This window comes from Kitasatospora atroaurantiaca (genome assembly GCF_007828955.1).
GTDB lineage: Bacteria > Actinomycetota > Actinomycetes > Streptomycetales > Streptomycetaceae > Kitasatospora > Kitasatospora atroaurantiaca.
The window spans coordinates 829,290-854,514 of sequence record NZ_VIVR01000001.1; the positions used below are offsets into that span (position 1 = coordinate 829,290).

Below are 25,225 nucleotides of genomic sequence, written 5' to 3' on the forward strand. Positions count from 1 at the left end.
GGCGCCCCGCCCAGCACTCGCGGGCCGCGGCACTCAGGCCGGAGCGGCCGGGATGGCCTGCTCCGACCAGATCGTCTTGCCCCCACCGGTGAAGCGGCTGCCCCAGCGATCGGTGAGCTGGGCGACCAGGAACAGGCCGCGACCGCCCTCATCGGTCTCCCGGGCGCGGCGCAGCCGGGGTTGGGTGCTGCTCGGGTCCGACACTTCACAGACCAGGACGCGGTCATGGATCAGCCGGAGCAGGACGGGGGCTCCCGCGTAGCGGATGGCGTTGGTGACCAGTTCGCTGACGACGAGTTCGGTGACGAAGGCGAGCTCCTCGAGGTCCCAGCCGGCCAGTTGTGTCACGACCAGTTCTCTCGCCCTTGCGACCAGGGAGAGATCGGCTTCGAATTCCCACTCGGCCACCTGCTCGCGACGCAGCCGCTGGGTGCGCGCGAGCAGCAGGGCCGCGTCGTCCGTCGGGGTCGGCGGCAGCATGCGGTCGAAGACTGCCTGGCCGGCCTCGCCCAGGGAGACGTCGGCTCGCTCGATCTCGGCGAGGGCACTCCGCAGCCGGCCCATGCCCTCCTCGATGTCGCCGGTACGGCTCTCGACGAGGCCGTCCGTGAAGAACGCCAGCGTCGAGCCGGGCGGTACCTCGAACTCCGTCATCTCGAACGGCATGCCGCCAACTCCCAGAGGCGGGCCGGGCGTGACGTCGACAAAGGCCGGCTCCTGACCCGGCGTGAGCATCGCAAGGGGAGGGTGGCCCGCGGTGGCCGCCGCGCAGCGGCCTGCCACCGGGTCGTACACCGCGTACAGGCAGGTCGCGCCGAGGACGGCGAGTTCGGAGGTGGAGGACTGGCTGTCGTGCTCCGCCGAGAATCCCAGCACGAGGTCGTCGAGGTGGGTGAGCAGTTCGTCCGGTTCCAGGTCGAGGTCGGCGAGCGCCTGAATGGCGGTGCGCAGCCGGGCCATGGCGGCGGTGGCGTCGAGGCCGTGGCCGACCACGTCTCCGACGACGAACGCCACCCGCAGGGAGGGCAGCGGGATGACGTCGAACCAGTCCCCGCCGACGCCGATGCCGCCGCCCGCGGGCTGGTAGACGCCGGCGGTCTCGGCCCCGGGGAGTCGGGACACCGATCGTGGCAGCAGGCTGCGCTGCAGCGCGACCGCCGAGCGGTGCTCCTTGGTGTAGCGGCGGGCGTTGTCCACACTCAAGGCGGCTCGGGAGGTGATCTCCTCGAGCAGCTCAGCGTCAGCGCCGCCGAACGGGTCGAGGGGTTGGCCGCGCCACAGGGTCAGGCACCCGAGCACCAGGCCCCGGGCGTAGAGGGGGACGGCCATCGAGGAATGGGCTCCCTCGGGGATGAAGGAGCGCAGCACCGCGGGGTCGACGGTGAGTGCGTCCCGCAGGACGCCGATGTCGGAGACGATCACGGGGCGGCCCATCATCAGGGGCTGCATCAGCGTGTTGTCGGGTACGGGCGGGACGGCCTCGCCCACCGGGAGGAGGTCCTCCGCGCGGACATCCGTGCCCTGGGCGGCAGCCACCCGGCGCAGCCGGACATCGCCGCCTCTGAAGAGCTGGGGCGGTTCGTCTCCCATCAGGACCGCCTCGGCGAGGTCCACCGTTGCCAGGTCGGCGAAGTCCGGGACGAGCAGGTTCGCAAGGGTCTGGGCCGTGTCCACGAGATCCAGCGACTCGCCGATTCTGGCCGCCGCGTCGTGGGACAGTTCCAGCCGCCTCCGGGTTTCGGCGTCTGCAAGGGTGGCATCGGCGGGTGAACCGCTCTGCGTCAGGAGTACGAGCCAATGCGCCGCCCCGGGCAGCCCTTCGGTGGTGCCCGCCGCCATCGGGGTCGCGGTGGCAACGACCGTCCGGACCGTGCCCGATGCATCGGCCAGGCGGATCTCACGGGGCTGATCCCTGTGCTGCTCCGAGAGCAGCGCACGAATCGGTTCGCACGGTGCTCCGGGCCTGCTTCCGATGAGCTCGGCGGCGGCCGGCGTGAGAAGGAGGACGCGCGCTTCGGCGTCCACGACGACCGCCGCGCGGTCGTGCACGGCCGCTGAGTCTCGTTCGAGGACTTGGCTGCGGCTCATGGGCATGACGCCTCACGTGTGTCGTCCCCTCATTGTCGCCCGCTGTCGGGGAGGAGGCGACCGGCCCCTCACGCCCTGGAGACACCTGCCACCGTCGATGGACACCGGCCGGCGCTACACCGCTCTGCGGTAGAACCACACGCCCAGTGGAGCGAATACCGCGACGATCCCGGCGTCCCAGGCGAGCGCCTGCCAGACCGCGCTGGTGGCCGGTCCGCCGAGCACCAGGACGCGGACCGCCTCGGCGGTCTTGGAGACCGGCTGGTGGTTGGCGAAGGCCTGCAGCCAGCCGGGCATGGTGCTCACCGGGACGAACGCCGAGGAGGCGAACACCAGCGGCGCGAGTACGGGGAAGGCTGCGGCCTGTGCGGTCTCCGGGTCGCCGACCGCCATGCCCACCACCGCGAAGATCCACGACATCGCGAAGCCGAACGCCAGCACCAACAGGACGCCGCCGAGGAAGGCGGGAACACCCGCGTGAATCCGGAATCCGAGGGCGAAGCCGACGGCGGTCATCAGTGCCACCACGAACACGTTCCGTGCCAGGTCGGCCGTCGTCCGGCCGGACAGCACGGCGGACCTCGCCATCGGCAGGGAGCGGAACCGCTCCATCAGACCGGTCTGCATGTCGGTCGCCAGACCGATGGCCGTGTTCATCGAGCCGAAGACGGCGGTCTGCACGAAGATGCCCGGAATCAGGAAGTCGACGTAGTCGACCCCGGGTGGCAGCGCGGGGCCGACCACCCCGCCGAAGACGTAGCGGAACATCAGCACGAAGACCAACGGCTGGATGGTGGAGAAGATGAGCAGGCGCGGCACCCGGCGCAGCGCGATCAGGTTGCGCCAGGCCACCGCGAGGCCGTCCCGGACCGGTGCGGCGATCCGTGCGCCGAGCTGCCCGGCGTCGATCACGGTCATGGTGTGCCTCCGGGGAGGGCGGGGTCGTCGGCGAGCCGGGTCGCTGGTCCGGTCCGCGTACGGTGCCCGGTCAGGGCCAGGAAGACGTCGTCGAGGCTCGACTCGCGGACGGTGACCGTGCGCGGGACGAGTTGGCTCCGGTCCAGTGAGTGCAGGACCTCGAGCAGCAGCCGTGACCCGTCCCGGGAGGCCAGCCTGAGCAGCGCGCCCTCCCGTTCGGGCGGCTCACCGAGGCGCCCGGCGATGACGTTGGCCGCCCGCACCGCTCGGGCCTCATCACCCATCCCCAGCTCGATCACGGTGTTCCCGAGCCGCGATTTGAGGACGGCCGGCGTGTCGTCGGCGATGATCCGGCCCTCGTTCACGACCACGACCCGGGTGGCGAGCCGGTCCGCCTCTTCCAGGTACTGGGTGGTGAGCAGGACTGTCGTGCCGTCGCGCACCAGCTCGCGGATCAGCTCCCACAGGGCCGTGCGGCTCTGCGGGTCCAGGCCCGTGGTCGGCTCGTCGAGGAAGAGCACCGGCGGCTCCGGTACGAGGGCCGCGGCGACGTCGAGTCGTCGGCGCATGCCGCCCGAGTAGGTCCGCACGGGTCGGTCGCCCGCGGTGGCGAGGTCGAAGCGGTCCAGGAGCTCGGCTGCGCGGGGGCGGAGCCGGGCGGCGGGCAGCTGGGTGAGGCGCCCGATCAGCCGCAGGTTCTCCCGGCCGGTGAGGTTCGGGTCCACGGCCGCGTACTGGCCGGCCAGGCCGATCTGCCGACGGACCGTGGCCGCCTCCCGGACCACGTCGTGCCCGAGGACGGCGGCGTGACCGCCGCTCGGGCGCAGGATGGTGGTCAGAATGCGGATCGCCGTGGTCTTCCCCGCACCGTTGGGCCCGAGGAGACCGAAGACGCTCCCGGGCGGGACCTCGAAGTCCACGGCGTCCAGGGCGGTCACCGACCCGAACCGCTTGCTGAGACCGACGACGCTGATGGCTGCCTGTCCCATGGGCCATGTCCCCACTCGAGCTGTCGGTTGCCGCCGGGCCGGCCGGGCCGGACCTCCTTCCATTGTGAGCTTCCACCACCCGCACGGCACCGGTCCGGCGCCCGGCCGCAGACCGGGCGGGCCGCCGTTGAAGTCGGACCGGATGTCCGCTCGACTTCCAGCCCGCGTGCCACAGGAGTTCGCCCGTTGGCCGCTGTCGATGGGCGAGCCGGTGTTGGCCCCACCGGAGGAGCTGCGGTGGGACGCGCGGCTTGAGGGCACGGCTGTCCGGGCGCTCGCCCGAAGGTACGGGATCCATCGCCGGACGGTGCGGGAGGCGCTGCAGCGCCCTGACGGGTCGGGGGCGCTTCTTCGTCATGGCCCATGGGGACAGAACGAGGACGCGTTCGCGGCCCCTCAGTCGATACAGAACTCGTTGCCCTCGATGTCCTGCATCGGGATGCACGAATCATTGCCGTCATACAGCGTTCGCACGTGTACCGCACCGAGCGGGACCAGTCGTGCGCATTCGGCCTCAAGTACGGCGAGGCGCTCTTTACCTACGAGTCCGGTGCCGACCCGCACGTCAAGATGCAACCGGTTCTTGGCGGCCTTCCCTTCGGGGACGCGCTGGAAGTACAGTCGCGGGCCCACACCTGAGGGATCACTGCAGGCGAACCATGAATCCCGCTGCTCAGGTGGCTGCGAGCGCTTGAAATCGTCCCAAGTGGCAAACCCCTCCGGTGGCGGGGGTACGACATACCCCAACACCTCGCACCAGAAACGAGCGAGGCGCTCAGGTTCTGCGCAGTCGAAGGTGACCTGGAACTGCTTGATCGATGCCATCAGTGCTCCATAACGCGTGCTGTTCACCGAAACGCCGGATGTCATCACCGTGTGGAGAGCAGACGCGCCATCAGAGATGCATCGATGTCCACCCCGTCGTCGTGCAACTTGGTGATCTCGGTCAAGGCTGGCGAGCCTGACACATGATCACCCGAGGCTCAACCAATTTTCCACTGCTGACCGGGATCGTGCCTCACATACCTGACTGGGCGTCTCGTCCTTGAAGGTGCTGGTTGCTGACGGTTCTCCGGCTACAGTCCCGGCTCGTCCGACGCGACCACGGTGGCGGCAGTGGCGGAAGTGCTGCCTGTCCATGAAATGCCGCCGAAACTGTGCGCTTCCTCCTGTCTCATCCCAAGAAGCCAGGCTGGACGGCACTTGCCCTTCGACCGCCGCGGTCTCTGGGCAGGCCGCAAAATCAGCGGTACGCAGACATCATGACGGATCGTCGACCGTATCCGAGTGACCTGTCCGACGCTCGCTGGGCCTTGGTGGAGCCCACCCTGACCGCCTGGCGCCAGGCCCGCACCCAACGCGCCCTGGCCTTCGGCCGCCCACCGAGCACGACCTGCGTGACCTGCTCGACGCGATCCTGTACGTCGACCGCACCGGCATTCCCTGGCGCTATCTCCCGCACGACTACCCACCCTGGGAAACCACCTACGCCTACTTCGCCCGCTGGCAGAAGGACGGAGTGTTCGCCCAGCTCAACGGTCTGCTCCGACGACTCGTCCGAACCGCCGAAGGGCGCGAGGCCGAGCCCACGGCCTGCATCATCGACTCCCAGAGCGTCAAGACCTCCACCAACGTCCCCGCCGACACCCAGGGCGTCGACGTCGGCAAGAGGATCGCGGGCAGTTATCTTGAGCCAGCACTTCCGTGTCCTTCATGTGTGTGAAGTTCGCTGAAGGTCCCCCAACTCGCGTGGTGGATGCGGTTATCTGCCGCCGTCCATCACGGAGGAGTTGGAGGCACGATGCGCGTTCACAGGGTGCTGATGCCCGGATCCACGACGGAGTCGTGGACGCTGCTGGGGGAGGACCTGCGGCCGGTCGGTCCGGTGGAGTCGTTCCTCGCGTACCTGTCTGCGGTTGAGCGGTCGCCGAACACCGTCAAGGCGTACGCCCACGATCTGAAGGACTGGTGGACCTACCTCGACGGCCGTGGCCTGGACTGGAAGTCGGTGGATCTGGAGGCGATGGCCGGGTTTGTCGCCTGGCTGCGGCTGCCGCCAGCGGCCCGGAACGGGGCGGTGGCGGTGCTGCCGACGGTCGAGCACCACTGCACGGCGTCCAGCGTGAACCGCAAGCTCGCCGCGGTCAGCACGTTCTACGAGTTTCACGCCCGAGGCGGCATTGAGGTCGCCGGGCTGCTGGTGACGATGCGCCCGGCCGGACCGCACCGGTCCGCGGCCACGTCCTACAAGCCGTTCCTGCAGCACATCGCCTCTGGGAAGCCCGAGCGGACCCGGACCATCAAGCTCAAGACTGGCCGGACGCATCCGCGTGTCCTGACCGCCGCCCAGGTCCAGAAGATCCTGGACGCCTGCGGACACCTGCGGGACCGGCTGCTGTTCGCCCTCCTGCTGGACACCGGGGTCCGCATCGGCGAGGCCCTTGGCCTGCGGCACGACGACATCGCCATCGCGGAACGGCAGGTGACCGTGGTGCCGCGGCAGAACGACAACCGGGCCCGGGCGAAGGCGGGCCGCTCCCGCACGATCCCGGCGAGCGCGGAGCTGATGCGGCTGTACTCGGACTACCTGCACCGCGAGTACGGCGCCCTGGACTCCGACTACGTCTTCGTGAACCTCTTCGCTGAACCGCACGGCCGTCCCTGGGGCTATCCGGCGGTTTATGACCTGGTCCAACGGCTTCGGAAGACCACGGGGATCGCCTTCGAACCCCACCAATACCGCCACACCTACGCCACCTGGCTCCTTCGTCGGGGCGCCGGGATGGAGACGGTGAAGGAGTGCCTCGGGCACGCATCGATCACCACGACGATCGACACATACGGTCACCTCACCGTCGAGGACGCCCGCCAGACGCTGGAGGCCGCAGGCTGGTTCACCGGCCGGGAGGTCCGGCTGTGACCTTCCCCGCCGAGAAGGCTCCGGGACGAACGAGGCTGCTTGAGCGGCTGATGGCCGTCGTCCGGCCCGAGTTCCGTACCGAGATCTACATCCCCGCCCCGGACGACCCCGTGTTCGCCGCCGACGAGTGCGCGGTCGCGAACTGCGACCGGACAGCGGCGTCGACCCGCCGCAGACTCTGCAACGCGCATGCCATCCGGTTCCGCAAGCGCGGCTGCCCGCCGATGGCGGACTTCCTGGCCGATCCCGGCCCGCCGGTGAGGGGCCGCCGATCCCTGGCCGCCTGCGTCGTCGCCGGCTGCCGATACGGACGCGGCGCCAAGAACGGCCTGTGCGCCAAGCACCGCGACCGGTGGACTCGGGCCGGCAAGCCCGACCTGGCCAGCTGGGATGCCCCTGACCTGGCCCCGGGCGACAGCGCGACCTCCGAGTGCCGTCTGCCGTTCTGCGACCTCTGGGTCGCCAATCCCACGAAACTCTTCTGCGCAGGCCACGACGACCGGTGGCACCGTCACGACCGCCCCGACCCCGACCGCTTCATCGCCGACTGCGAACTGGTCGGAACCGCCAGTATCGATCTGCGAGACCTGGCACCGCAGTTGAGGCTGGAGATCCAGTACGCCTTGCAGTGTCGGCACGACGTCCGCTCCCGGACCGCCGCCCCTCGCCTGGTCATGCCGGCCGTCCGGCGCGTCACGGCACTCGGGATCACATCGCTGCTGGACCTGTCGGAACAGCAGTGGCGCCGACGAGTCGGTCCTGTTCCTACTCGATGCCCGTGATGCGCTTGAGGCCCTGCGGGACGGGATCGGCTGGGAGATCGAGTATTCCAGGGATGTGTGGCGGCTGGACAAGCTGCCCGGCATCACTACTCCGGCCGGGCGTCCCTGCCCGCGCGCCCGGCTGCGGTTCGACCGCATCAGCCAGCCCTGGCTGCGTGAGCTCGGTAAACGGTGGACGAGGCTGCGGCTGACGTCCGGGCTGAGCATCGGCGCCGCCCGGGCCGGGGTCGACGCTCTCATCTGCTTCGGCGGCTTCCTCACGTTCGTCGGCGTCGACGCGCTCGCGCACGTGGACCGGCCGCTGCTGGAGCGCTACCTCGCGCACGTGATGTCACAGCCCGGCGGGCACGGCATGAAGAAGACGCGGATCGGCTCGCTCAACCTGTTCTTCCAGAACATCCGGCAGCACGGCTGGGAGCACACGCTGCCCGGCACCGCAACCTTCTACGTCGGTGACGTCCCGCCGGTCCCCGAGCAGGTCGACCGCCGCCTCGCCGAGTACGTCATGACCCAGGTCGAATCGCCCGGCAACCTGGACCGTTGGCCCGACGCTGCCGGTCGGCTGATTACGCTCATCCTCACCCGTTGCGGACTGCGGATCTCCAGCGCTCTGGCCCTCGACTTCGACTGCCTCCCCCACGACGGCCAGGGCGCCCCCTACCTGCGCTACTTCAACACCAAGATGAGGCGCGAGGCGGCGGTGCCCATCGATGAGGAACTCGAAGCAGCCGTCCGCGACCAGCAACGCCGGGTGCTGGACCGCTGGCCGGACGGGACGCCCTGCCTGTTCCCCCGCCAACGCGCCAACGTCTCAGGGAATCTCCCGCTGGCGGACGGCACTTACCGGCGGATGCTCGGCCGCTGGCTGGCGACCTGCGAGGTCCGCGACGAACACGGCCGGCCAGCACACCTGACGCCCCACCAGTGGCGGCACACATTCGCCTGCCGACTCATCAACCGGGACGTCCCGCAAGAGGTCGTCCGAGTCCTCCTGGACCACGACTCGCACAAGATGACCTCGCACTACGCCAAGATCACTGACCAGACCGTGCGGCGACACTGGGAGCAGGCAACCAGGGTCAACATCAAGGGCGAACGCGTGGTCCTCGATCCCGACGGGCCGCTCGGCCAGGCCCAGTGGGCCAAGACCCGCTACGGCATCGCCACCCAGACCCTGCCCAACGGCTACTGCGGACTGCCCGTTCAGAAGACCTGCCCGCACGCCAACGCCTGCCTGACCTGCCCGGTCTTCCTCACGGGACCCGAGTTCCTGCCCGAGCTTCGCGAACAGCGCACCCGCACATTGACGCTGATCAACAACGCGAAGAGCTGTGGCCACACTCGCGTTGCCGAGATGAACCAGCAGGTCACCGACAACCTCGACCGCATGATCAGCGAGCTGGAAGACGGCCAGGACGAACACGAGGAGTCCGCCGATGCCAGCTGACAACGCCCACCTGATCGTCGCCGCGGCCCGACGGCGGGCCGCGGCAACCCGCCGACGCGCGACCTCGGCCCTGCGGCAGATGGACGCCACCGGCACCGTGATCACCTTCGAGGCAGTCGCCCGCGAAGCGGGCGTCTCCCGGTCCTGGCTCTACAACCAGCCGGACCTACGAGCCGAGATCGAACGTCTGCGAGCCCGGCATCGCCCCGTCCCCGCTGCCCGCCCGGTTCCCGACCGGCAGCGGGCTTCCGAAGCATCCCTGCTGCGGCGTTTGGAGGCCGCCACCGAGCGCAACCGGCAGCTGGAGGCGGAGAACCGCGAGCTCAGGCAGGCCCTGGCCCTGGCGTTGGGCGAACGCCGCACGGCCGACATCTGCGGCATCCGCGCCACGGCGACGTCACCAGCTGCAAGGGCGATCGGCCCGTGCTGAGGAGCTGACGCACCGGCATCGCGACCGCATCTGTTCCCGCAGCCAACCCGGGAGGTCGGCGAGGATAACGCGGTCGACGAAGGGACGCTGTTACGGCACTATCCGGGGCAAGGTCCGATGATGAGGAGCACGGTGATAAGCCAGGGCGTGAAGATCACAACACGATGCGAAGCCTGCGGCGGTGTGCTGATACTCGACACCGGCCAGTCCATCGAACGCGGGCGCCTGTGGTGGGGAACCGAGGGGGCCTGCCAATCCTGCCCCGTCGCCTGGTGCGAGCAGGACTTCGGCGACGCGACTCCGGAGGCGATCCGTCAGGCCCTCCTCGCGGAACACGGACCCGCCCGGCTCCGGCTGACAGCGCCCGAGGCGAGTGCAGTGCCCGTCCTTCGCGCTCTTCGAGAGGTGCACGGCCTGTCACTGGCACAAGCACGGGCCCTGGCAGACGAGTTGAAGACGACCAGCCTCGTGGGCACGTTCGTCGAGATGGAACTCGTAGCCGCCCGGCTCCGACACCATTCCGTCGGAGTGACAGTCGAGACATCATCCGGCTGACCGTCCGGAGCGAGCGACACGCCGGGCTACACAATCTCCGCAGCCGGAAAGGTCTCGAATCCTCCGCGTCGAGGACACCGTCCACATCGCATCGCCGCTGGTCAGTCTCATCCTCATCTCGATGGCTCAAGATAACGGCCGGAAGCGGAGCATCATCACCGACACCCTCGGCCTGCTTCTGGCAGTGCTGGTCACCGCCGCGAGCGTGCAGGACGGCACCGCCGTCTGGCCCGCGACTACGAAGCCCTGCCCGCCCGCTCCGAAGCCATGATCCATCTCGCGATGATCAACCTCATGACCCGCCGACTCACCGGCGAAGCCACCCCCACCTGGCACGGAACCTGACCCTCAAAACCGGGGACGAAACGCCCAGTCAGAGTGGGCGAGATCACATGATTGGGCGGGCTCTACATCAGCCGGCGGCCGATCCGGCGGTGCCGCGCCCGCTTCGCTGCGCCTGGCCGGACTGCGGCGTGATTGCCCTCGCGTTGGATGTGCTCGGCTTCCAGCCGCGCGGGAGCCCCGGCGGGGGCTCCTCCGGACCCCGCCCCCGCCGGATCGTCGACCAGGTGCCAATCGATGTGCTGCTCCGGCCCCTTGATGAACCCGTTGAGGGATACCGACATCATCAGGATGAGCTTTCTCATCTCGAACCTCGCCGCAGTCGTCCCTGCCGCGAGCACAGCTCCCGAGCGGCCCGGAGCCCCGGACCGGCGTGTTCGGCTCCTTCCGGGTGGTGGTCAGGCCAACTCCAGGAGCACCGGCCGGGTGGTGATGGTGATGACCTCGCCGGTCCGGGGCTCCGAGGTGCTGCCGTCGAGGTACCTGACGTGTCGAACCTCTGGCCGAACCGCGGTGCGGACGGTGCCGACGGATGTCCACTGGATCAGGAACGCCCGGCCGTCCTCACCGGTGAAGGCACACTGCCAGATGCCTTCCGGCAGCCCGGCCGCCGAGCCTTGCCCGCACGACCGGATCAGCGCCCCGTGCAGCCAGCGTTGCAGCTCCTCGACTGCCATGGCGGCCGGGGTCGGTGACCCGCCGTCGGGTTGCAGCACGATCGGGATCTTCGAGCCGCCCCAGTTGTAGAAGTACATCCGCCGGATCTGCGCGACAAGGCCGACGAGGTAGAAGCGCACCGCGGAGTCGGTGGCCATCTGCGGGTCCAGCGGTTGCGCGAGCGGGATGTCGTACGTCGTACCGGTGCTCCACAGCGCTGGATGGGCACCGGCGCGGTGGAACGCCTGGTCGATGCGCTCGGTGAGCTCGAGCATGGTCTCCGGTGTGTCGGATGCCTGGCGCTGGTGCAGCTTCACGCCGGCGGCGTCGCAGTGATCGTAGGCGCCCAGGCGGGCGAACTGCTCCAGGGCGGACTGCGCCTCGGGCTTCCAGAGCTGTCCCATGGAGGGGCAGACGACGACCGCCGCCGGATCCTGTGCCTTCACCATCGCGGACGCCCGGCGGGTCATCTCGGCGAGCGTCTCCATCGAGCCGCTGAAGTAGCGGGCGTCGTTGCCCATCACCCACAGCTCGTACGCCTCGATGCGGCCCTGGTAGCGCTGCGCAACCGCGGTGACGAAGGCGTCCCAGTCGGCCAGGTCGTCGGGCGGAGAGGTTCGTGAACCGTCGTCGTACGCCGCCCGCGGCCCGCCGGGGCTGGCCCAGCCGGGGGTACCCCCCATCGTGAACGTCACCGGCAGACCGTGCTGGCTCGCGCCGGCCACCAATCGATCCAGGATCGACCAGTCGAACTCGCCGCGCCGGGGCTGGATGTTCGCCCACCTGGTCCGGCTGTCCCAAAGCCGCACGGCGCCGACCTGGAAGGTGGGCATGGCACCACTGGAGCTGTTCATGGTCACACCGAAGAACTTCGGCGGGACGGGAGTCGGGGCCTGCGTCCAGGGGTGACCAATGGAGACCGGCCGCTGCGCGGCGGCGCCGGACGGGGGCGTCGGTTCGCCTGGCAGCACGGCCAGTAGCGCGAGCATGGCCCACGCGACCACCCAGGCCGCTGTTCTGGTCCGCGGCCCCGGGAGCGCCGGTATGTGCCGCCGCTCCGGTGCGGCCGGCGCCGCCCGCGGCTCGACAGCCGACAGAGTCGTTGACTCGACCCGATCGCCGGGCTCGCCGGCCCGGGACCACAGACGGTACAGCCGGTCGATCTCGGCCCGGTCCGCGCCGCAGGCCCGGGCGATGGTCTCGGCGGTGCCGAAATCACGGGGAAGGCCGCTCCCGGAGCAGTACCGGTGCACGCTGGAGCGGCTCAGATTCGTCTTACGGGAAAGCCACTCGTAACTTACGCCCTGACGTTTCTTCAACCAGTCCAGGAAATCGGCGAATTCCTGTAGGGCCCCCGAGCGAGACATGCCTCACCACTCCACTGTCCGAAATCGGCCGGGCCAGTGTCCCACGGCGGCCTAGGACACCCACCGTCCCCGTCCCAGGAGCCCACATCAGTGCAGGTCAGAGTAGAGGTCGCATCCCATCGTCCCGTTGGGCCGAAAGCCTGTTGACCACGAGCGAGCGGATCCACCAGGATCCGTCCGGCCCGGGCACGACGCTCGCCGGGCACCCCACCTCCGTGCCGTCAGGGAGAAATCATGCGCATACTGAAACGCGGGCTCACATTCCTGCTCGCCCTGTGCCTGTCCATTGCCGGGATCGCCACAGTGGGCAGTACCCCGGCCGCTGCAGACGACTGCGCCTTCGACTGGGGGCTAATCGGCTGTGGTGTGGTTTGGAACAAAGCACCGTTGGCCGTGCAAATCGCCAACGACTGGTGCTTTGACCGATCCGACCCACACACGAAAAACGGATTCCAGGGCGACGCTCCGCGCTGCGGATCCACGGTCGATCTGCCTCCCGACCACAACTCGAAGGAGTACTTCAACGACACGGACGCCTTCCGGGCCTTCCGCGGGTGCATCACGACGGTCCAGATAGGCCTCTTCGGTACGCCGACCACGTACAACCGATGGACCGATACAAGCCTGTGGATCAAGGTCTACGGTGAGGACCCGACTCTGATCGTCACCGACATCGTGTGCGGCGGCCCCGGCCCCCGCACCCCCGCGGGGGGCGGGCACCACCCGCCGATCGACCCGGACAACCCGGATTCGGACACCGGCGGCGGCAACAACGGCGGTTCGGCCGGCTACGACTACTACACCGTCACCACCAACGGCGTCACCGTGGGCGCAGCCAACCCGGACTGCGCCAACTACCCGAGTGGCACCACCTGCGCGCCGGGAATCGACACCATCAACACTGGCGACCGCTTCACCCCGCACTGCCAGAAGTCGGGCCAGAGCATCGGCCAGAACCCGTACTGGGTGTACGGCACCACCAGCCACAAGCAGACCGGCTGGATCCCGTCCTGGTGGATCAACTACCCCGACAACGTGCTGCCCGGCGTCCCGTTCTGCCAAGGCGCCGACGGCGTGTACCCGAATGCACCACGTCCCGAACGCAAGCCGGCCGTCATCGTCGGAAACGACGGCAATCTCCAGGCCTTCGCCCGCGGTGCGGCCAACACGCTGCGGTACCAGTGGATGGACCGCACCAACGGCGTGTGGCACGACTACGGCGCGTTGAACGTCAACGTCGCTGGCGACCCGGCCGCCGTGGTCGGCAGTGACGGCAACACTGTCGTCCTCACCCGCGGGACCGACAACACGCTGCGTCTGAACTGGATGAACAAGGACAACGGCATCTGGAGCGGCAGCCTCACCATCGCCACCGGCATCGCCGGCGACCCTGCCGTGATGAAGGACAACCAGGGCAACCTCCAGGCATTCGCCCGCGGCACCGACGGCACGCTGCGGTACCTGTGGCAGAACCGCACCAACGGGCAGTGGAGCGCCACCATGACGCTCAACACGGCCATGGCCGGCGACCCCGCTGCAGTGCTGGGCAGTGACGGCAACAGCGTCGTCCTCACCCGCGGGACCGACAACACGCTGCGTCTGAACTGGATGAACAAGGACAACGGCATCTGGAGCGGCAGCCTCACCATCGCCACCGGCATCGCCGGCGACCCTGCCGTGATGAAGGACAACCAGGGCAACCTCCAGGCATTCGCCCGCGGCACCGACCGGACGCTGCGGTACCTCTGGCAGAACCGCAGCAACGGGCAGTGGAGCGCCACCATGGCGCTCAACACGGCCATGGCCGGAGCCCCGGCGGCAGTCGTCGGCGCGGACGGCAACTCCGTAGTCCTCACCCGCGGCACCGACGGCACCCTGCGCCTGAACTGGATGAACAAGGACAACGGGGTCTGGAGCAGCAGCCTCAACGTCACCGGCGACCTGTCCGGTGACCCCGCGCTGGTCCGCGGCAGCGACGGGAACCTCGTGACGCTCCTGCGCGGCGCGGACGCCACGCTGCGCATGCACTGGATGAACAAGGACAACGGCCAGTGGAGCGGCAGCCTCGCACTGGCCAACGATATGGCCTGACCGGCCGAGGGGCCTGCCCAGGCCCCTCGGGCCTGTTTCGAAAGTGCTGGTCACAGCCACTCGTTGATGGCTGCGACCAGCACGGTCGCTTCGTAGCGGACGGCGAGTTTGTCGTACCGGGTCGCGACCGCGCGGTGGCGCTTGAGGCGGCTAATCCCGCACTCCACCGCGTGGCGCTCCTTGTAGTCATACTTGTCGAACTTCGGTGGCCGACCGCCGTGGGAGCCCCGCTTCTTGCGGTTCGCGATCTGGTCCTTCTTCTCCGGGATCGTGCAACCGATGCAGCGTCTGCGCAGGTAGACGCGGTTCGCGCGGGAGCCGTACGCCTTGTCGGCGCGGACCTTGTCAGGCCGGGTGCGCGGACGCCCCGGGCCGAGCCTGGGCACACGGATGCGGCCCAGGACAACCTGGAACTGCGGGGAGTCACCACGCTGTCCGGCCGTGATCACGAACGACATCAGCTTCTGGGCCTGCTCGACCGCCAGGTGGATCTTGGTAGTCAGTCCGCCACGGGAGCGTCCTGGTCCGTGGTCGTCGGGCTCGGTGAAGACGCCGCCGGGTGGCTCGACCTGCAGGTCCCCCTTTTGCGCGCACCGGCTGCGTGCTGGTGGGCGCGGGTGATCGTGGAGTCCACGGAGATGTCCCAGGTGATCAGGCCCTTCGCATCGGCTCGGGCCTGGAGCTGTTCGGCGGTCAGGCCGAGGGGTTGGGAGTCGTAGTACTCGGCGATGCCCTCCCGTCCGACTGTGTACGGGGGCAGCCCCTGGAAGATCGCGTCCTCGGTGAACTCGGCTGCGGCCAGCCCGGGTTCGTGCTTGTCGACGGCGGCCTTCCACCGGTCGAGGACGCTGCGGAGGACGGCTTGGTCGTCGGTCGTGTCGCTGGACATCAAACTGCTCCTGACGGTGCGCTGTCGGGTGGCCGGGTTCAGTGGCCAGCGCTCATGCCGCCGTCGACGTGGAGGATCGCGCCGGTCACGAACGGCGCGTTCTCCAGGTAGACGACCGCGTCGACGATGTCGCTGACCTCGCCGAGCCGGCCGGTGGGCTGCAGGCCGGCCAGGAAGTCCTCGGGCTCCCCGGCGTGCATCGGGGTGCGGGTGGTGCCGGGGGAGACGGCGTTCACCCGGATGCCGCGGGTGGCGTACTCGATGGCGAGGGACTTGGTCGCGGACTGCAGACCGCCCTTGGTGAGTGAGAGGAGCACGGAAGGGACCCTGGTGTCGGCGTTGTCGACCAGGCTGGTGGTGAGGTTGACGATGTGGCCGCCGCCCTGACCGAGCATCTGGCCGACGGCCAGTTGGGTGATCCGGAAGAACCCGTACAGGTTCACGCCGGTCATGGCCGCGTAGTCCTCGGCCGTGTAGTCGGTGAAGGGCTTGGGGATGAAGATGCCCGCGTTGTTGACGAGGGTGTCGATCCGGCCGAACCGTTCGATGCCGGCGGAGATGACGCGCTCGGCGGTGGCCGGGTCGGCGATGTCGCCGGGTACGGTCAGGATGCCGGCGTCTTCGGTCGGGGCGATCGACCGCGAGGTGGCGACGACGGCGTAGTCGAGCTTGGCGTAGGCCGCGACGAGGCCGGCGCCGATGCCCTGCGAGGCGCCAGTGATGACGGCGACCTTCCGTCCCTGAATGCTCATTTCAAACCTTCCGGAGTGTAGCCGAGCACTCGGCTCGGCAGCGGGTGGGATCTCTCGACCTCTGCTCTGGCCGCCGGTCGATGAATCGAAGGTAGGCAGACGGGTGCCGGGCGGGCAACCGCTCACCGGCCATCTGCCGGAACCGGCTTCCTCCCAGGTGAAAGGCAGGGCCTCCCACGCAAGGTCGACGCCCTAGGGTCTGCTTCGAAAGTGGATCAAGGTCATGCGATGATCACGTTCCATGGCTCGGGGAGATCTGACGGATGCGCAGTTTGCGCCGTGAGGCGCTGTTGGTTCGAGCGGAGGTGGGAGACCTTCGCCGCTGACCTTGTCGCAGCAAGGCGGTGGAGCTGAGGGCAGCCTGATCCGGGTGATGCCGGGGAGGGCGGGAGCGGCCCTGACAACGTCGGGACGTGCCAGTACTGCCAGATGGTGCGGGTCCGGTAAGCGTGGTGGAGAGGAGTACGAGAGGAACCGGCGTCGTTACGTCCTAACTTCGTCACCGACTCCAATCTGGTGGATATGGGTCGGGCGCGGTGCGCACGGTCGCCTTCGGGGGCCGGAACTCCTGGGGCGTCTTATTGCTTGCGCCCGGGAGGCCATGAGGAAGGTCTGCGGCGTACTCATGGCGATGCCGCTGGGATACAGCCGGGCTCCTACTCCACCGAGCGAATCACAGTGAACACGGGAACCGCCTGTCCACGGTTCCCGGTCGGCGGGCCTCCAACTCGCGGGCCGGGATAGGCACATCGACTGCTGAACGGGATGGGTGGGGCGGAGCCGCCGTAGTACTCCGAGCCGGGGAAAGCCCGGCGCATGGGGAAGGGCGGCAGCGGTTTTGAGAAGGGAGGAGGCTGCAATGCCGAAAGAAGCACCGGTGAACACCGGTGCCCTGCTGGAACAAGCCCCGTTGGGGCCTCGTCAGCGGGTATCGGAGATGCAGGCCAAGCTTCACCGTTGGGCGGCGGCCGATCCCGGCCGCCGGTTCGACGACTTGTTCAACCTCGTGCACGACCCGGCGACGCTGATCGTGGCGTTCGATCGGGTGGCCGGCAACCGGGGGGCTCGAACCGCCGGCGTTGATGACCTGACGGTCGCCGACGTGGAGGAGCGGATCGGAGTTCCCGGGTTTCTGGACGACCTGCGTGCTCAGCTCAAGGCGGGCACGTTTCGGGCTCTTCCGGTGCGGGAGAAGATGATTCCCAAGCCGGGCGGGTCGGGGAAGGTCCGGCGACTGGGGATTCCCGTCGTTGCCGACCGGGTCGTCCAGGCCGCGCTGAAGCTGGTGCTGGAGCCGATCTTCGAGGCCGACTTCAAGCCGGTCTCCTACGGGTTCCGGCCCAACCGGCGGGCCCAGGATGCGATTGCCGAGATCCACTTCTTCGGAACCCGCGGATACCGCTGGGTTCTGGACGCGGACATCCAGGCGTGCTTCGACGAGATCGAACACGCCCCGTTGATGGACCGCATCCGGATGCGGATCAAGGACAAGCGGGTCCTGGCCCTGGTGAAGGCGTTCTTGAAGGCCGGGGTCCTCACGGAACTCGGAGAGCTTCAGGACACCCACACCGGGACACCGCAGGGAGGCGTCATTTCGCCCCTCCTGGCCAACATCGCCTTGTCGGTGCTCGATGAGCACCTTCACCGGGCATGGGAGCCGGAGGGTGTGATGTCGACCCAGCGACAGCGGGAGAGGCGGCGGCGTATCAAGGGCCTGCCGAACTGGCGAGTCGTCCGCTACGCGGACGACTTCGTGGTTCTGGTCCACGGGACCGAGCAGGACACCGAGATCCTGCGCGAGGAGATCGCTCACGTCCTGCGGCCGATGGGCCTTCGGCTTTCGCCAGCGAAGACCCGCGTCGTCCACATGAGCGAGGGTTTCGACTTCCTGGGGTTCCACATCCAGTGGCGCCGCAAGCGAGGAACGAGCAAGTGGTACGTCTACACCTTCGTCGCTCAACGGCCCCAGCGGTCGGTGAAGGCGAAGATCCGTGCCCTGACCCGCAAGACGTCGCAACAGGACCTGGGTTACGTGCTGACCAGTCTGAACATGGTCATGCGCGGATGGGCCAACTACTTCCGGCACGCCGTCGCGAAGAACACCTTCAGCATGCTGGACAACTTCACCTGGTGGAGGCTGATCCGGATGCTGCGCGAGCGGCACCACTGGACGTGGTCGGATGTCCGCCGCCGGTTCGTCACCCCCTCCGGGCGGTGGCTTCCGATAGCGGCGGGCGAGGTCGAACTGCAGAAGATCAGCGCGATCCCGGTCACCCGGTATCGCTACCGCAGCAAGTCGATCCCCAGTCCCTGGCCCCTGCAAGAAGCTTGACGGCAAAGGCCGTGGAGAGCCCGTTGCGTTGAGAGGCGCACGGCGGGTTCGGCGAGAGGTCCGGGGAAACTGGCCGGGAGCAATCCCGACACCGCGCCCCGGGCCTACTCAGCGGGCGGTGCTGGAACCGCTGCTGCCGCAGGGCATCAAGGCCGGTCGGCCGCCGATGCACACGAAGCGGCAGCTGATAAACGGGATACGGTTTCGCACCCGCACGGGCGTACCGAGGCGGGATCTGCCCGAGCGGTACGGGCCGGGGGAGACGGTGTACGGGCTGTTCCGCCGCTGGCAGCGCGACGGCGCGTGGCACCGGATCCTCGAACAGCTCCAGGCCCGAGCCGATGCGAAGGGCCTGATCACCTGGGACATCTCCGTGGACTCCACGATCACCCGCGCCCACCAGCACGCAGCCGGTGCGCGCAAAAGGGGGACCTGCAGGTCGAGCCACCCGGCGGCGTCTTCACCGAGCCCGACAACCACGGACCAGGACGCTCCCGTGGCGGACTGACTACCAAGATCCACCTGGCGGTCGAGCAGGCCCAGAAGCTGATGTCGCTCGTGATCACGGCCGGACAGCGTGGTGACTCCCCGCAGTTCCAGGTTGTCCTGGGCCGCATCCGTGTGCCCAGGCTCGGCCCGGGGCGTCCGCGCACCCGGCCTGACAAGGTCCGCGCCGACAAGGCGCCCGAGCCTCGGATCACACTCGCAGACCCTGCTTTCGTCCAATACGAGCGACGACGACGGCGGATATCTGGCATACGGCTACATCGAAAACACGGTCGTCGAGGCTCAGAAGTTCACCGTATGCAACGCGAACCACTACTTCTACGACGAGTTCCGGCCGAACCTGTACATGCACCGCAACATTCTGCACGTGTACGACTGCAGGGACGGCCTCACGTGCAGGTTCGACCACGTCGTGTACAGCCCCTGGTACGAGGGCACCGCCTACCCCGCTGGTCCGGTCAGTTACCCGAGCATTCCCGACCCTGATTCCACAGAGCCTCTCCCGGATGGCAACGGTGGCTGGACCGCACCGCTGCCGGTCCACGAACTGACCAAGCCACAGCTGACAGTCGGTGCTGACGGCAACTTGCAGGCCTTTGCCACCGGTGCGGACGGCATCCTGAAGTACCTGTGGATGGACAAGAGCACCGGCCGGTGGAGCAGCCCCGGCACGCTCAACATCAACACCGCCGGCAATCCGGCCGCCGTGGTCGGCAGCGACGGTAATACCGTCGTGCTCAGCCGGGGCACCAACGGCGACCTGCGGCTGAACTGGATGAACAGCTCCTCCGGGAACTGGAGTCCAAGCCTCACCATCGCCACCAACCTCGCATGATCCGTTCCCGGCGGCGACCCGGTCATGGTCGCCGCCGGGTGGTGCGGCACTCCCACTGGAGATTCACGGCAAGGCACCGATCCCGCCTCAGCCACCGGCGCATAGCCGTCCGCCGAATACGTTTCAGAACCTCCGGGTGGCTAACCTGGCCGGATGGCGATCCATGGCTTCGGGACCACCGAGTTCCAACTCGTGCTGCTGCGGCGGATGGCCGACTTCCGCCCGCAGCTGGTCGAGCAGGCGGTGCACCAACTCGGCGCGTCCCGGGCGGAGATGCGGGAGGCGAACAAGCGCTGGCAGGCGATGATCCGCTCCTCCCGCTTCCCGCACGGGGCACGCCGCTACGCCGCGGTGCTCGGCCCGCCCCAGCTGACGCTCCCCCGCCGGATCGGCGACCTCAGCTGTACGGCGCAGCAGTGGGCGCTGCCGCTCTGGCCCGAGCTGCGCTTCGAGATTCTGCTCGGCCCCCAGGACAGCGGCGGCCCGGTCTGGAACGAGTGGCTGGTCCGCGCCGCCGGAACACCACTGCCCACCCTGCACACGCTCGTCGACCTGACGCCGTGGAGCTGCGTCGTCTCCGACGTCGCCGTGGCGTTCGCGCCCGCCGTCCCGCGCGAGGGCAGCGCGCCGATGCGGTGGCAGCTCGACTTCACCGCCCCCGACGCCGCCGGTCTGGCGCGCCACTGCACCGCCGACTTCACCTGGGGTCTCCTGCAGGAGGTCCGTATCGGCGAGCCCGACTGAGGGCCCGTCGGCAGAGCCGGCGGGCCCTCACATTCCTGCGCCTTCAGAGCCTCTGGGCGACCTCCGCTCCCGCCTGTACGTGCTGCGCCTCGGCGCGGATGGGCTTGCGTACGGGGATGGTGAGCGCGATCGCCGCAGCGACCAGGGCGACGCCGCAGCCGATGAGCAGGCCGGTGCGGAAGCCGTTCTCGGACGGCAATGTGTACCCGCCCATCCGGACGGTCATGTGGGCGAGAACGACGCCGACCACCGCGGCCGACACGGTGGTACCGATGGAGCGCATCAGGGTGTTGAAGCTGTTGGCCGAGCCGGTCTCCGACTGGGGCACCGCGCCCATGATCAGGGCGGGCATGGCGCCGTAGGCAAGCCCGACTCCCACGTTGCAGAGGCAGGTAACGACCAGTAGGCCCCAGGTCGAGCCCATCAGTGCCATCGAGGACCCGTAGCCGATGGCGCTGACGAGGCTGCCGAGAGCGAGCGTGGTCTTGGGGCCGCGGGCGGCCGACAGCTTCGCTCCGAGCGGCGAGATCAGCATCATCATCAGGCCCGAGGGCGCCATCCACAGGCCTGCGGCCTGCATCGACTGGCCGAGGCCGTAACCGGTCGCGGTGGGGAGCTGCAGCAGCTGCGGCACGATCAGCGCCTGGGCGTACATCGAGAAGCCCACCACGATCGAGGCCAGGTTGGTGAACAGCACCTGCCCGCGGGCGGTGACCCGCAGGTCGACCAGCGGCGAGCCGGACCGAAGCTCCCACCAGCCCCACGCGAGCAGGATGACCAGCGCAGCGGCGAGCATCCCGAGGGTGGTGGCGCTCCCCCAGCCCCAGTCGGCGCCCTTGGAGACGCCCAGCAGCAGGAAGACCAGTCCACCACCGAGGCCGAGCGCACCGACGACGTCGAAACCGCCCTCGGCACCGGCGGGTGTGGCGGGGATCACCAGCCGGATCAGCACGGCGACCAGCGCGCTCAGCGCGGCCGAGGCCCAGAACAGCACGTGCCAGTCCGCGTGCTGGGCGACCGCTGCCGAGATCGGCAGGCCGAGCGCGCCGCCGATGCCGAGCGAGGAGCTGATGAGCGCGATGGAGGACCCGAGCTTCTCGGGCGGCAGCACGTCGCGCAGGGCGCTGATGCCCAGCGGCACCATGCCCGCGCCGACGCCCTGCAGGCCTCGACCGACGATCATCGGCGCCAGGGAGCCGGCCATCGCGCAGACCACCGAGCCCGCGATGAGCGGCACCGAGCAGACCAGCAGCATGCGTCGCTTGCCGTACAGGTCACCCAGACGGCCGATCACCGGGGTGGTCACCGCGGCCGCCAGCAGGGTGATGGTCACCACCCAGGAGGCGTTGGAGGCCGTGGTGTGCAGGAGGACCGGCAGTCTGCCGATGATCGGCACGATCAGGGTCTGCATGAGCGAGGCGACGATGCCGGCGATCGCCAGCACGCCGACGATGGCGCCGGGGCGGGCGGTTGGCCTGGAGCCGTCCATCTGGATCTCCCTTGACTCGACAGCGAAGAGCGGCGTGCCCTATGCATGCCATGTGTACAGTACATATTCTGTTCTCCATGCACAATCCGTGCATGATGCATACGCATGGCGACATGCATACTGACGGGCAGGCGCGAAGATCAGAGGGGATGGCCATGGACAGGCCCACGGACTTGATCGAGTACGAGACCATGCTGCTGGGTCGGCACGTACACATGAGCCCCCGCGCCAAGCGCGGCAGCGGCAGCGGCAGCGGCAGCGGCAGCGGCAACCTGGAGCGCAGCGCCTACATCCTGCTCAGCCGCCTCCGGATGGAAGGGCCCATGTCCATCGGGCAGCTGAGCGATGCGTTCGGCCTCGACGCCTCCACCCTCAACCGGCAGACCGCGGCGATGATGCGTGCGGGCCTGGTGGAGCGCATCCCCGACGAGAAGGGCGGGATCGCCCGCAAGTTCCGCATCACAGAGGAAGGTGCGCGGAGCCTCGAGGCGGAGCGCGCCGAGATCGTCAGCGGCCTGGACAACATCCTGAAGGAGTGGACGCCCGAGGAGGTGGCCGTCTTCGCCGCCTGCCTCAAGCGGTTCAACACCGACATCGAACGCGTCAACGGACGGCCCTGGCCCCGGCCCCGGCCCTGACCCCGCCTCCTCGGCGCGCTGTCGTGTGACACCTGCACACGTACTGCCCGTGTGGCCGGTGTACTGCGTTCTCAGTAGTCGGTTTGTCGGCAGGGGAACGACGACCGGAGGGGTGCCGCCGGGAGAGCCTGACGGGGTAATCCAAGACAGATGTGGAGACCCGTCGTGGCTGCTTTCCTCTATCGACTGGGCCGGTTGGCCTTCCGGCGGCGCTGGTCCGTCGTCCTGGTGTGGGTGGTGGTGCTGTGCGGCGTCGGTGCGGGCGCGGCCTTGGCGCCGGCCGCCCCCGACAGCGGGTTCTCGATGCCGGGTACCGAGTCCCAGAAGGCCTTCGACCTGCTGAAGGACCGGTTCCCCGACACGGGCAGCGCGACCGGTGGCAGTGGCGCGGTCGCCCGGGTCGTGTTCGTCGCTCCGGACGGGCAGAAGGTCACCGCGTCCCAGAACCAGGCGGCGATCGAGAAGGCCGTCGCCGAGGTGGCCGGCGGGGAGCAGGTCGCCGGCGCGGCGAGCCCGTTCCAGGCGCACACGGTGAGCCAGGACGCCACCACCGCGTACACGACCGTCGCCTACAACGTGGCGGCCAAGGACCTCACCGACGCCAGCAAGCAGACTCTGAGGCAGGCCGTCCAGCACGCACACGACGCGGGCCTGACGGTCGAGGTCGGCGGCACCGCGCTCGCCACCCAGCCCTCCGCGGGCGGGGCAAGCGAGGGGATCGGTATCGCCGTCGCCGCGGTGGTCCTGCTGGTCACCTTCGGCTCGCTGGCCGCGGCCGGGCTGCCGCTGCTGACCGCGATGATCAGCGTCGGCGTCGGCACCGCCTCGATCTTCGCCCTGGGCAGCGCCTTCGGCCTGTCCGCCTCCACCAGCACCCTGGCCACGATGCTCGGGCTGGCGGTCGGCATCGACTACGCCGTGTTCATCGTCTCCCGCTACCGCGAGGAACGCGCCAAGGGCCATGCGCCGCAGGAGGCCGCCTCCCGGGCCGTCGGCACCGCCGGCTCGTCGGTGGTGTTCGCGGGCCTCACCGTCGTCATCGGCCTCGCCGGGCTCTCCGTCGTCGGCATCCCCATGCTCACCAAGATGGGCCTGGCCGCCGCCGGAACCGTCGTCATCGCCGTGCTGGTCGCCCTCACCCTCGTCCCCGCCCTCCTCGCCCTCTGGCCCCGAGCCGTCCTCCCCCGCCGGGGACTGCGGCCCGTGGAGGACGACAGGCCGAACGGGGGCACCCGCTGGGCGCGGTTCGTGCTGCGCCGCCCGCTGCCGGTGCTGATCCTCTCCGTGGTGGGCCTGGGCGTGATCGCCGTCCCGGTGACGCAGCTGCACCTGGGCACCGCCGGCGACGAGTCCAAGCCCGTCTCCACCACCGAACGCCGCGCCTACGACGACCTCGCCCAGGGCTTCGGCCCCGGCTTCAACGGCCCGCTGACCATCGTCGTCGACGCCAGGGGAGCCCAGGAGCCCAAGGCCGCCGTGGCGACGGCCGCCCAGCAGATCGGCGCCACCGAGGGTGTCGTCTCCGTCTCGACCCCCCGGTTCAACCCCGCCGGTGACACCGCCGTGCTCTCCGCCGTCCCGGCCACCGGCCCGGCCGACACCAAGACGGCCGACCTGGTCCACACCTTGCGCGCCGAGCGCCCCGCGATCGCCGCCGCCACCGGCGCCACCTTTCAGGTCACCGGCTCCACGGCAGTGAACATCGACAGCGCCCAGAAGGTCCAGGACGCGCTCATCCCCTATCTGGCGATCGTCGTCGGCCTCGCCTTCGTGCTCCTGCTGGTCGTCTTCCGCTCCGTCCTCGTCCCCCTCAAGGCGGCCCTCGGCTTCCTGCTCTCGGTGCTCGCCGCCCTCGGCGCGGTCGTCGCCGTCTTCCAGTGGGGCGGGCTCGCGAGCCTCCTCGGCGTCCGGACCACCGGCCCGATCATGAGCCTGATGCCGATCTTCATGGTGGGCATCGTGTTCGGCCTCGCCATGGACTACGAGGTCTTCCTCGTCGCCCGCATCCGCGAGGCCTACGTGAACGGGAAGCGGCCCGCCGAGGCGATCGTCTCGGGCATGAGCACCAGCACCCGGGTCGTGGTCGCCGCCGCACTGATCATGATGGCCGTCTTCTCCGGCTTCATCGGCTCCGGCGAATCCATGATCAAGATGATCGGCTTCGGCATGGCCATCGCCGTCCTGTTCGACGCCTTCGTGGTCCGGATGGCCATCGTCCCCGCCGCTCTCGCCCTGCTCGGCCGGCACGCCTGGTGGCTGCCCCGCCGACTCGACAAGGCCCTGCCACGCCTCGACATCGAAGGCGAAGCCCTCCACCACCAGCCCGCCGGCACCATCCACCACACCGCCGAGCCGACCCTCACGCCCACCCACTAGCCCCCGCACCCCAAGGGCCGCCCCGCACGACACGGGCGGCCCTTGGACTGCCGTTCAGCTGCACCGACGCGCACTAT

Annotated in this window: 23 protein-coding genes and 2 pseudogenes; 15 read left to right on the plus strand and 10 right to left on the minus strand. The window is 69.1% G+C overall.

Features of this window, described 5'->3' with window-relative positions:
• Positions 1–33 precede the first annotated feature (33 nt).
• From FB465_RS03780 to FB465_RS03795, 4 genes are all read right to left on the minus strand, one after another.
• Positions 34–2,088, minus strand: coding sequence for an ATP-binding SpoIIE family protein phosphatase (locus tag FB465_RS03780; RefSeq protein WP_170290495.1), 2,055 nt, complete (start codon positions 2,086–2,088; stop codon positions 34–36).
• A gap of 114 nt (positions 2,089–2,202) precedes the next feature.
• Positions 2,203–3,006 (minus strand): ABC transporter permease, encoded by an 804-nt coding sequence (locus FB465_RS03785; protein WP_145787586.1) that lies wholly within the window; start codon positions 3,004–3,006, stop codon positions 2,203–2,205.
• Positions 3,003–3,995: an ATP-binding cassette domain-containing protein gene (locus FB465_RS03790; RefSeq protein WP_145787588.1), complete on the minus strand. Its 993-nt coding sequence runs from the start codon at positions 3,993–3,995 to the stop codon at positions 3,003–3,005. The genes FB465_RS03785 and FB465_RS03790 overlap by 4 nt, the downstream gene beginning before the upstream one ends.
• A 396-nt stretch (positions 3,996–4,391) precedes the next feature.
• A complete protein-coding gene (locus tag FB465_RS03795; protein WP_145787590.1) occupies positions 4,392–4,820 on the minus strand; it encodes a VOC family protein in 429 nt (142 codons plus the stop codon).
• Between the two features lie 437 nt (positions 4,821–5,257).
• On the opposite strand from FB465_RS03795, the pseudogene FB465_RS03800 reads away from it, so the two are divergent.
• The 8 genes and pseudogenes from FB465_RS03800 to FB465_RS36650 all read left to right on the plus strand — a co-directional run.
• A pseudogene (locus tag FB465_RS03800) lies at positions 5,258–5,676 on the plus strand (transposase); the annotation flags it as partial.
• Between the two features lie 120 nt (positions 5,677–5,796).
• Positions 5,797–6,915 (plus strand): tyrosine-type recombinase/integrase, encoded by a 1,119-nt coding sequence (locus tag FB465_RS03805; protein WP_145787592.1) that lies wholly within the window; start codon positions 5,797–5,799, stop codon positions 6,913–6,915.
• Positions 6,912–7,697, plus strand: a complete 786-nt coding sequence (locus FB465_RS36645) for a hypothetical protein (protein WP_246192484.1) — start codon at positions 6,912–6,914, stop codon at positions 7,695–7,697. Before FB465_RS03805 ends, FB465_RS36645 begins: the two co-directional genes overlap by 4 nt.
• Before the next feature lie 55 nt (positions 7,698–7,752).
• A complete protein-coding gene (locus FB465_RS03810) occupies positions 7,753–9,144 on the plus strand; it encodes a tyrosine-type recombinase/integrase (RefSeq protein ID WP_246192485.1) in 1,392 nt (463 codons plus the stop codon).
• The gene (locus FB465_RS03815) at positions 9,134–9,574 is read left to right on the plus strand and encodes a DUF6262 family protein (protein ID WP_145787594.1); all 441 of its coding nucleotides are present in this window, start codon (positions 9,134–9,136) and stop codon (positions 9,572–9,574) included. The genes FB465_RS03810 and FB465_RS03815 overlap by 11 nt, the downstream gene beginning before the upstream one ends.
• A gap of 147 nt (positions 9,575–9,721) precedes the next feature.
• Positions 9,722–10,129, plus strand: coding sequence for a hypothetical protein (locus FB465_RS03820; RefSeq protein ID WP_246192486.1), 408 nt, complete (start codon positions 9,722–9,724; stop codon positions 10,127–10,129).
• A 121-nt stretch (positions 10,130–10,250) separates the two neighbouring features.
• On the plus strand, positions 10,251–10,400 hold the full coding sequence (locus FB465_RS03825; RefSeq protein WP_246193393.1) for a hypothetical protein: 150 nt from the start codon (positions 10,251–10,253) through the stop codon (positions 10,398–10,400).
• Positions 10,346–10,474 (plus strand): annotated as a pseudogene (locus tag FB465_RS36650) (IS5 family transposase); the annotation flags it as partial. The gene FB465_RS03825 and the pseudogene FB465_RS36650, both read left to right, overlap by 55 nt.
• A 62-nt stretch (positions 10,475–10,536) precedes the next feature.
• Here the strand turns inward: FB465_RS36650 and FB465_RS36655 are convergent.
• Together FB465_RS36655 and FB465_RS03835 are read right to left on the minus strand one after the other, a co-directional pair.
• Positions 10,537–10,776, minus strand: a complete 240-nt coding sequence (locus FB465_RS36655) for a hypothetical protein (RefSeq protein ID WP_246192487.1) — start codon at positions 10,774–10,776, stop codon at positions 10,537–10,539.
• A gap of 93 nt (positions 10,777–10,869) precedes the next feature.
• Positions 10,870–12,447, minus strand: a complete 1,578-nt coding sequence (locus tag FB465_RS03835) for a helix-turn-helix domain-containing protein (protein ID WP_246192488.1) — start codon at positions 12,445–12,447, stop codon at positions 10,870–10,872.
• Positions 12,448–12,888: 441 nt separating this feature from the next.
• On the opposite strand from FB465_RS03835, the gene FB465_RS03840 reads away from it, so the two are divergent.
• Positions 12,889–14,586 (plus strand): DUF8189 domain-containing protein, encoded by a 1,698-nt coding sequence (locus FB465_RS03840; protein ID WP_484140828.1) that lies wholly within the window; start codon positions 12,889–12,891, stop codon positions 14,584–14,586.
• A 50-nt stretch (positions 14,587–14,636) separates the two neighbouring features.
• Here the strand turns inward: FB465_RS03840 and FB465_RS03845 are convergent, their stop codons facing one another.
• Genes FB465_RS03845 through FB465_RS03855 form a run of 3 tightly spaced genes read right to left on the minus strand, consistent with a single transcriptional unit; the run spans position 14,637 to position 16,227 of the window.
• The gene (locus tag FB465_RS03845; RefSeq protein ID WP_246193119.1) at positions 14,637–15,161 is read right to left on the minus strand and encodes an IS5 family transposase; all 525 of its coding nucleotides are present in this window, start codon (positions 15,159–15,161) and stop codon (positions 14,637–14,639) included.
• Positions 15,086–15,475, minus strand: coding sequence for a Cif family virulence factor (locus FB465_RS36660; protein ID WP_246192489.1), 390 nt, complete (start codon positions 15,473–15,475; stop codon positions 15,086–15,088). The genes FB465_RS03845 and FB465_RS36660 overlap by 76 nt, the downstream gene beginning before the upstream one ends.
• 38 nt (positions 15,476–15,513) lie before the next feature.
• Entirely contained in the window at positions 15,514–16,227 is a 714-nt protein-coding gene (locus FB465_RS03855) for an SDR family NAD(P)-dependent oxidoreductase (protein WP_095878400.1), read from the minus strand.
• 769 nt (positions 16,228–16,996) lie between these two features.
• On the opposite strand from FB465_RS03855, the gene ltrA reads away from it, so the two are divergent.
• The 4 genes from ltrA to FB465_RS03875 all read left to right on the plus strand — a co-directional run bounded on the left by ltrA (position 16,997) and on the right by FB465_RS03875 (position 20,645).
• The gene (gene ltrA, locus FB465_RS03860; protein ID WP_484140823.1) at positions 16,997–18,559 is read left to right on the plus strand and encodes a group II intron reverse transcriptase/maturase; all 1,563 of its coding nucleotides are present in this window, start codon (positions 16,997–16,999) and stop codon (positions 18,557–18,559) included.
• A gap of 118 nt (positions 18,560–18,677) precedes the next feature.
• The gene (locus tag FB465_RS36665) at positions 18,678–19,067 is read left to right on the plus strand and encodes a transposase (protein WP_246192490.1); all 390 of its coding nucleotides are present in this window, start codon (positions 18,678–18,680) and stop codon (positions 19,065–19,067) included.
• A gap of 93 nt (positions 19,068–19,160) precedes the next feature.
• Complete coding sequence (locus FB465_RS35605) at positions 19,161–19,901, plus strand: DUF8189 domain-containing protein (RefSeq protein ID WP_170290430.1); 741 nt, start codon at positions 19,161–19,163, stop codon at positions 19,899–19,901.
• A 153-nt stretch (positions 19,902–20,054) separates the two neighbouring features.
• On the plus strand, positions 20,055–20,645 hold the full coding sequence (locus tag FB465_RS03875) for a hypothetical protein (RefSeq protein WP_145787600.1): 591 nt from the start codon (positions 20,055–20,057) through the stop codon (positions 20,643–20,645).
• Between the two features lie 43 nt (positions 20,646–20,688).
• Here the strand turns inward: FB465_RS03875 and FB465_RS03880 are convergent, their stop codons facing one another.
• Positions 20,689–22,134 (minus strand): MFS transporter, encoded by a 1,446-nt coding sequence (locus tag FB465_RS03880; RefSeq protein WP_145787602.1) that lies wholly within the window; start codon positions 22,132–22,134, stop codon positions 20,689–20,691.
• Positions 22,135–22,289: 155 nt separating this feature from the next.
• On the opposite strand from FB465_RS03880, the gene FB465_RS03885 reads away from it, so the two are divergent.
• Together FB465_RS03885 and FB465_RS03890 are read left to right on the plus strand one after the other, a co-directional pair.
• The gene (locus FB465_RS03885) at positions 22,290–22,772 is read left to right on the plus strand and encodes a MarR family winged helix-turn-helix transcriptional regulator (RefSeq protein ID WP_145787604.1); all 483 of its coding nucleotides are present in this window, start codon (positions 22,290–22,292) and stop codon (positions 22,770–22,772) included.
• 165 nt (positions 22,773–22,937) lie between these two features.
• On the plus strand, positions 22,938–25,148 hold the full coding sequence (locus FB465_RS03890; protein WP_211785717.1) for an MMPL family transporter: 2,211 nt from the start codon (positions 22,938–22,940) through the stop codon (positions 25,146–25,148).
• The last annotated feature ends 77 nt before the right edge of the window (positions 25,149–25,225 follow it).

Bases quoted from the DNA above. Each gene is read 5' to 3' on its own strand.
- FB465_RS03780 (WP_170290495.1), bottom strand. From the start codon at position 2,088: ATGAGCCGCAGCCAAGTCCTCGAACGAGACTCAGCGGCCGTGCACGAC.
- FB465_RS03785 (WP_145787586.1), bottom strand. From the start codon at position 3,006: ATGACCGTGATCGACGCCGGGCAGCTCGGCGCACGGATCGCCGCACCG.
- FB465_RS03790 (WP_145787588.1), bottom strand. From the start codon at position 3,995: ATGGGACAGGCAGCCATCAGCGTCGTCGGTCTCAGCAAGCGGTTCGGG.
- FB465_RS03795 (WP_145787590.1), bottom strand. From the start codon at position 4,820: ATGGCATCGATCAAGCAGTTCCAGGTCACCTTCGACTGCGCAGAACCT.
- FB465_RS03805 (WP_145787592.1), top strand. From the start codon at position 5,797: ATGCGCGTTCACAGGGTGCTGATGCCCGGATCCACGACGGAGTCGTGG.
- FB465_RS03815 (WP_145787594.1), top strand. From the start codon at position 9,134: ATGCCAGCTGACAACGCCCACCTGATCGTCGCCGCGGCCCGACGGCGG.
- FB465_RS03825 (WP_246193393.1), top strand. From the start codon at position 10,251: ATGGCTCAAGATAACGGCCGGAAGCGGAGCATCATCACCGACACCCTC.
- FB465_RS36655 (WP_246192487.1), bottom strand. From the start codon at position 10,776: ATGAGAAAGCTCATCCTGATGATGTCGGTATCCCTCAACGGGTTCATC.
- FB465_RS36660 (WP_246192489.1), bottom strand. From the start codon at position 15,475: ATGTCCAGCGACACGACCGACGACCAAGCCGTCCTCCGCAGCGTCCTC.
- FB465_RS03855 (WP_095878400.1), bottom strand. From the start codon at position 16,227: ATGAGCATTCAGGGACGGAAGGTCGCCGTCATCACTGGCGCCTCGCAG.
- FB465_RS03875 (WP_145787600.1), top strand. From the start codon at position 20,055: ATGGCGATCCATGGCTTCGGGACCACCGAGTTCCAACTCGTGCTGCTG.
- FB465_RS03880 (WP_145787602.1), bottom strand. From the start codon at position 22,134: ATGGACGGCTCCAGGCCAACCGCCCGCCCCGGCGCCATCGTCGGCGTG.
- FB465_RS03885 (WP_145787604.1), top strand. From the start codon at position 22,290: ATGGACAGGCCCACGGACTTGATCGAGTACGAGACCATGCTGCTGGGT.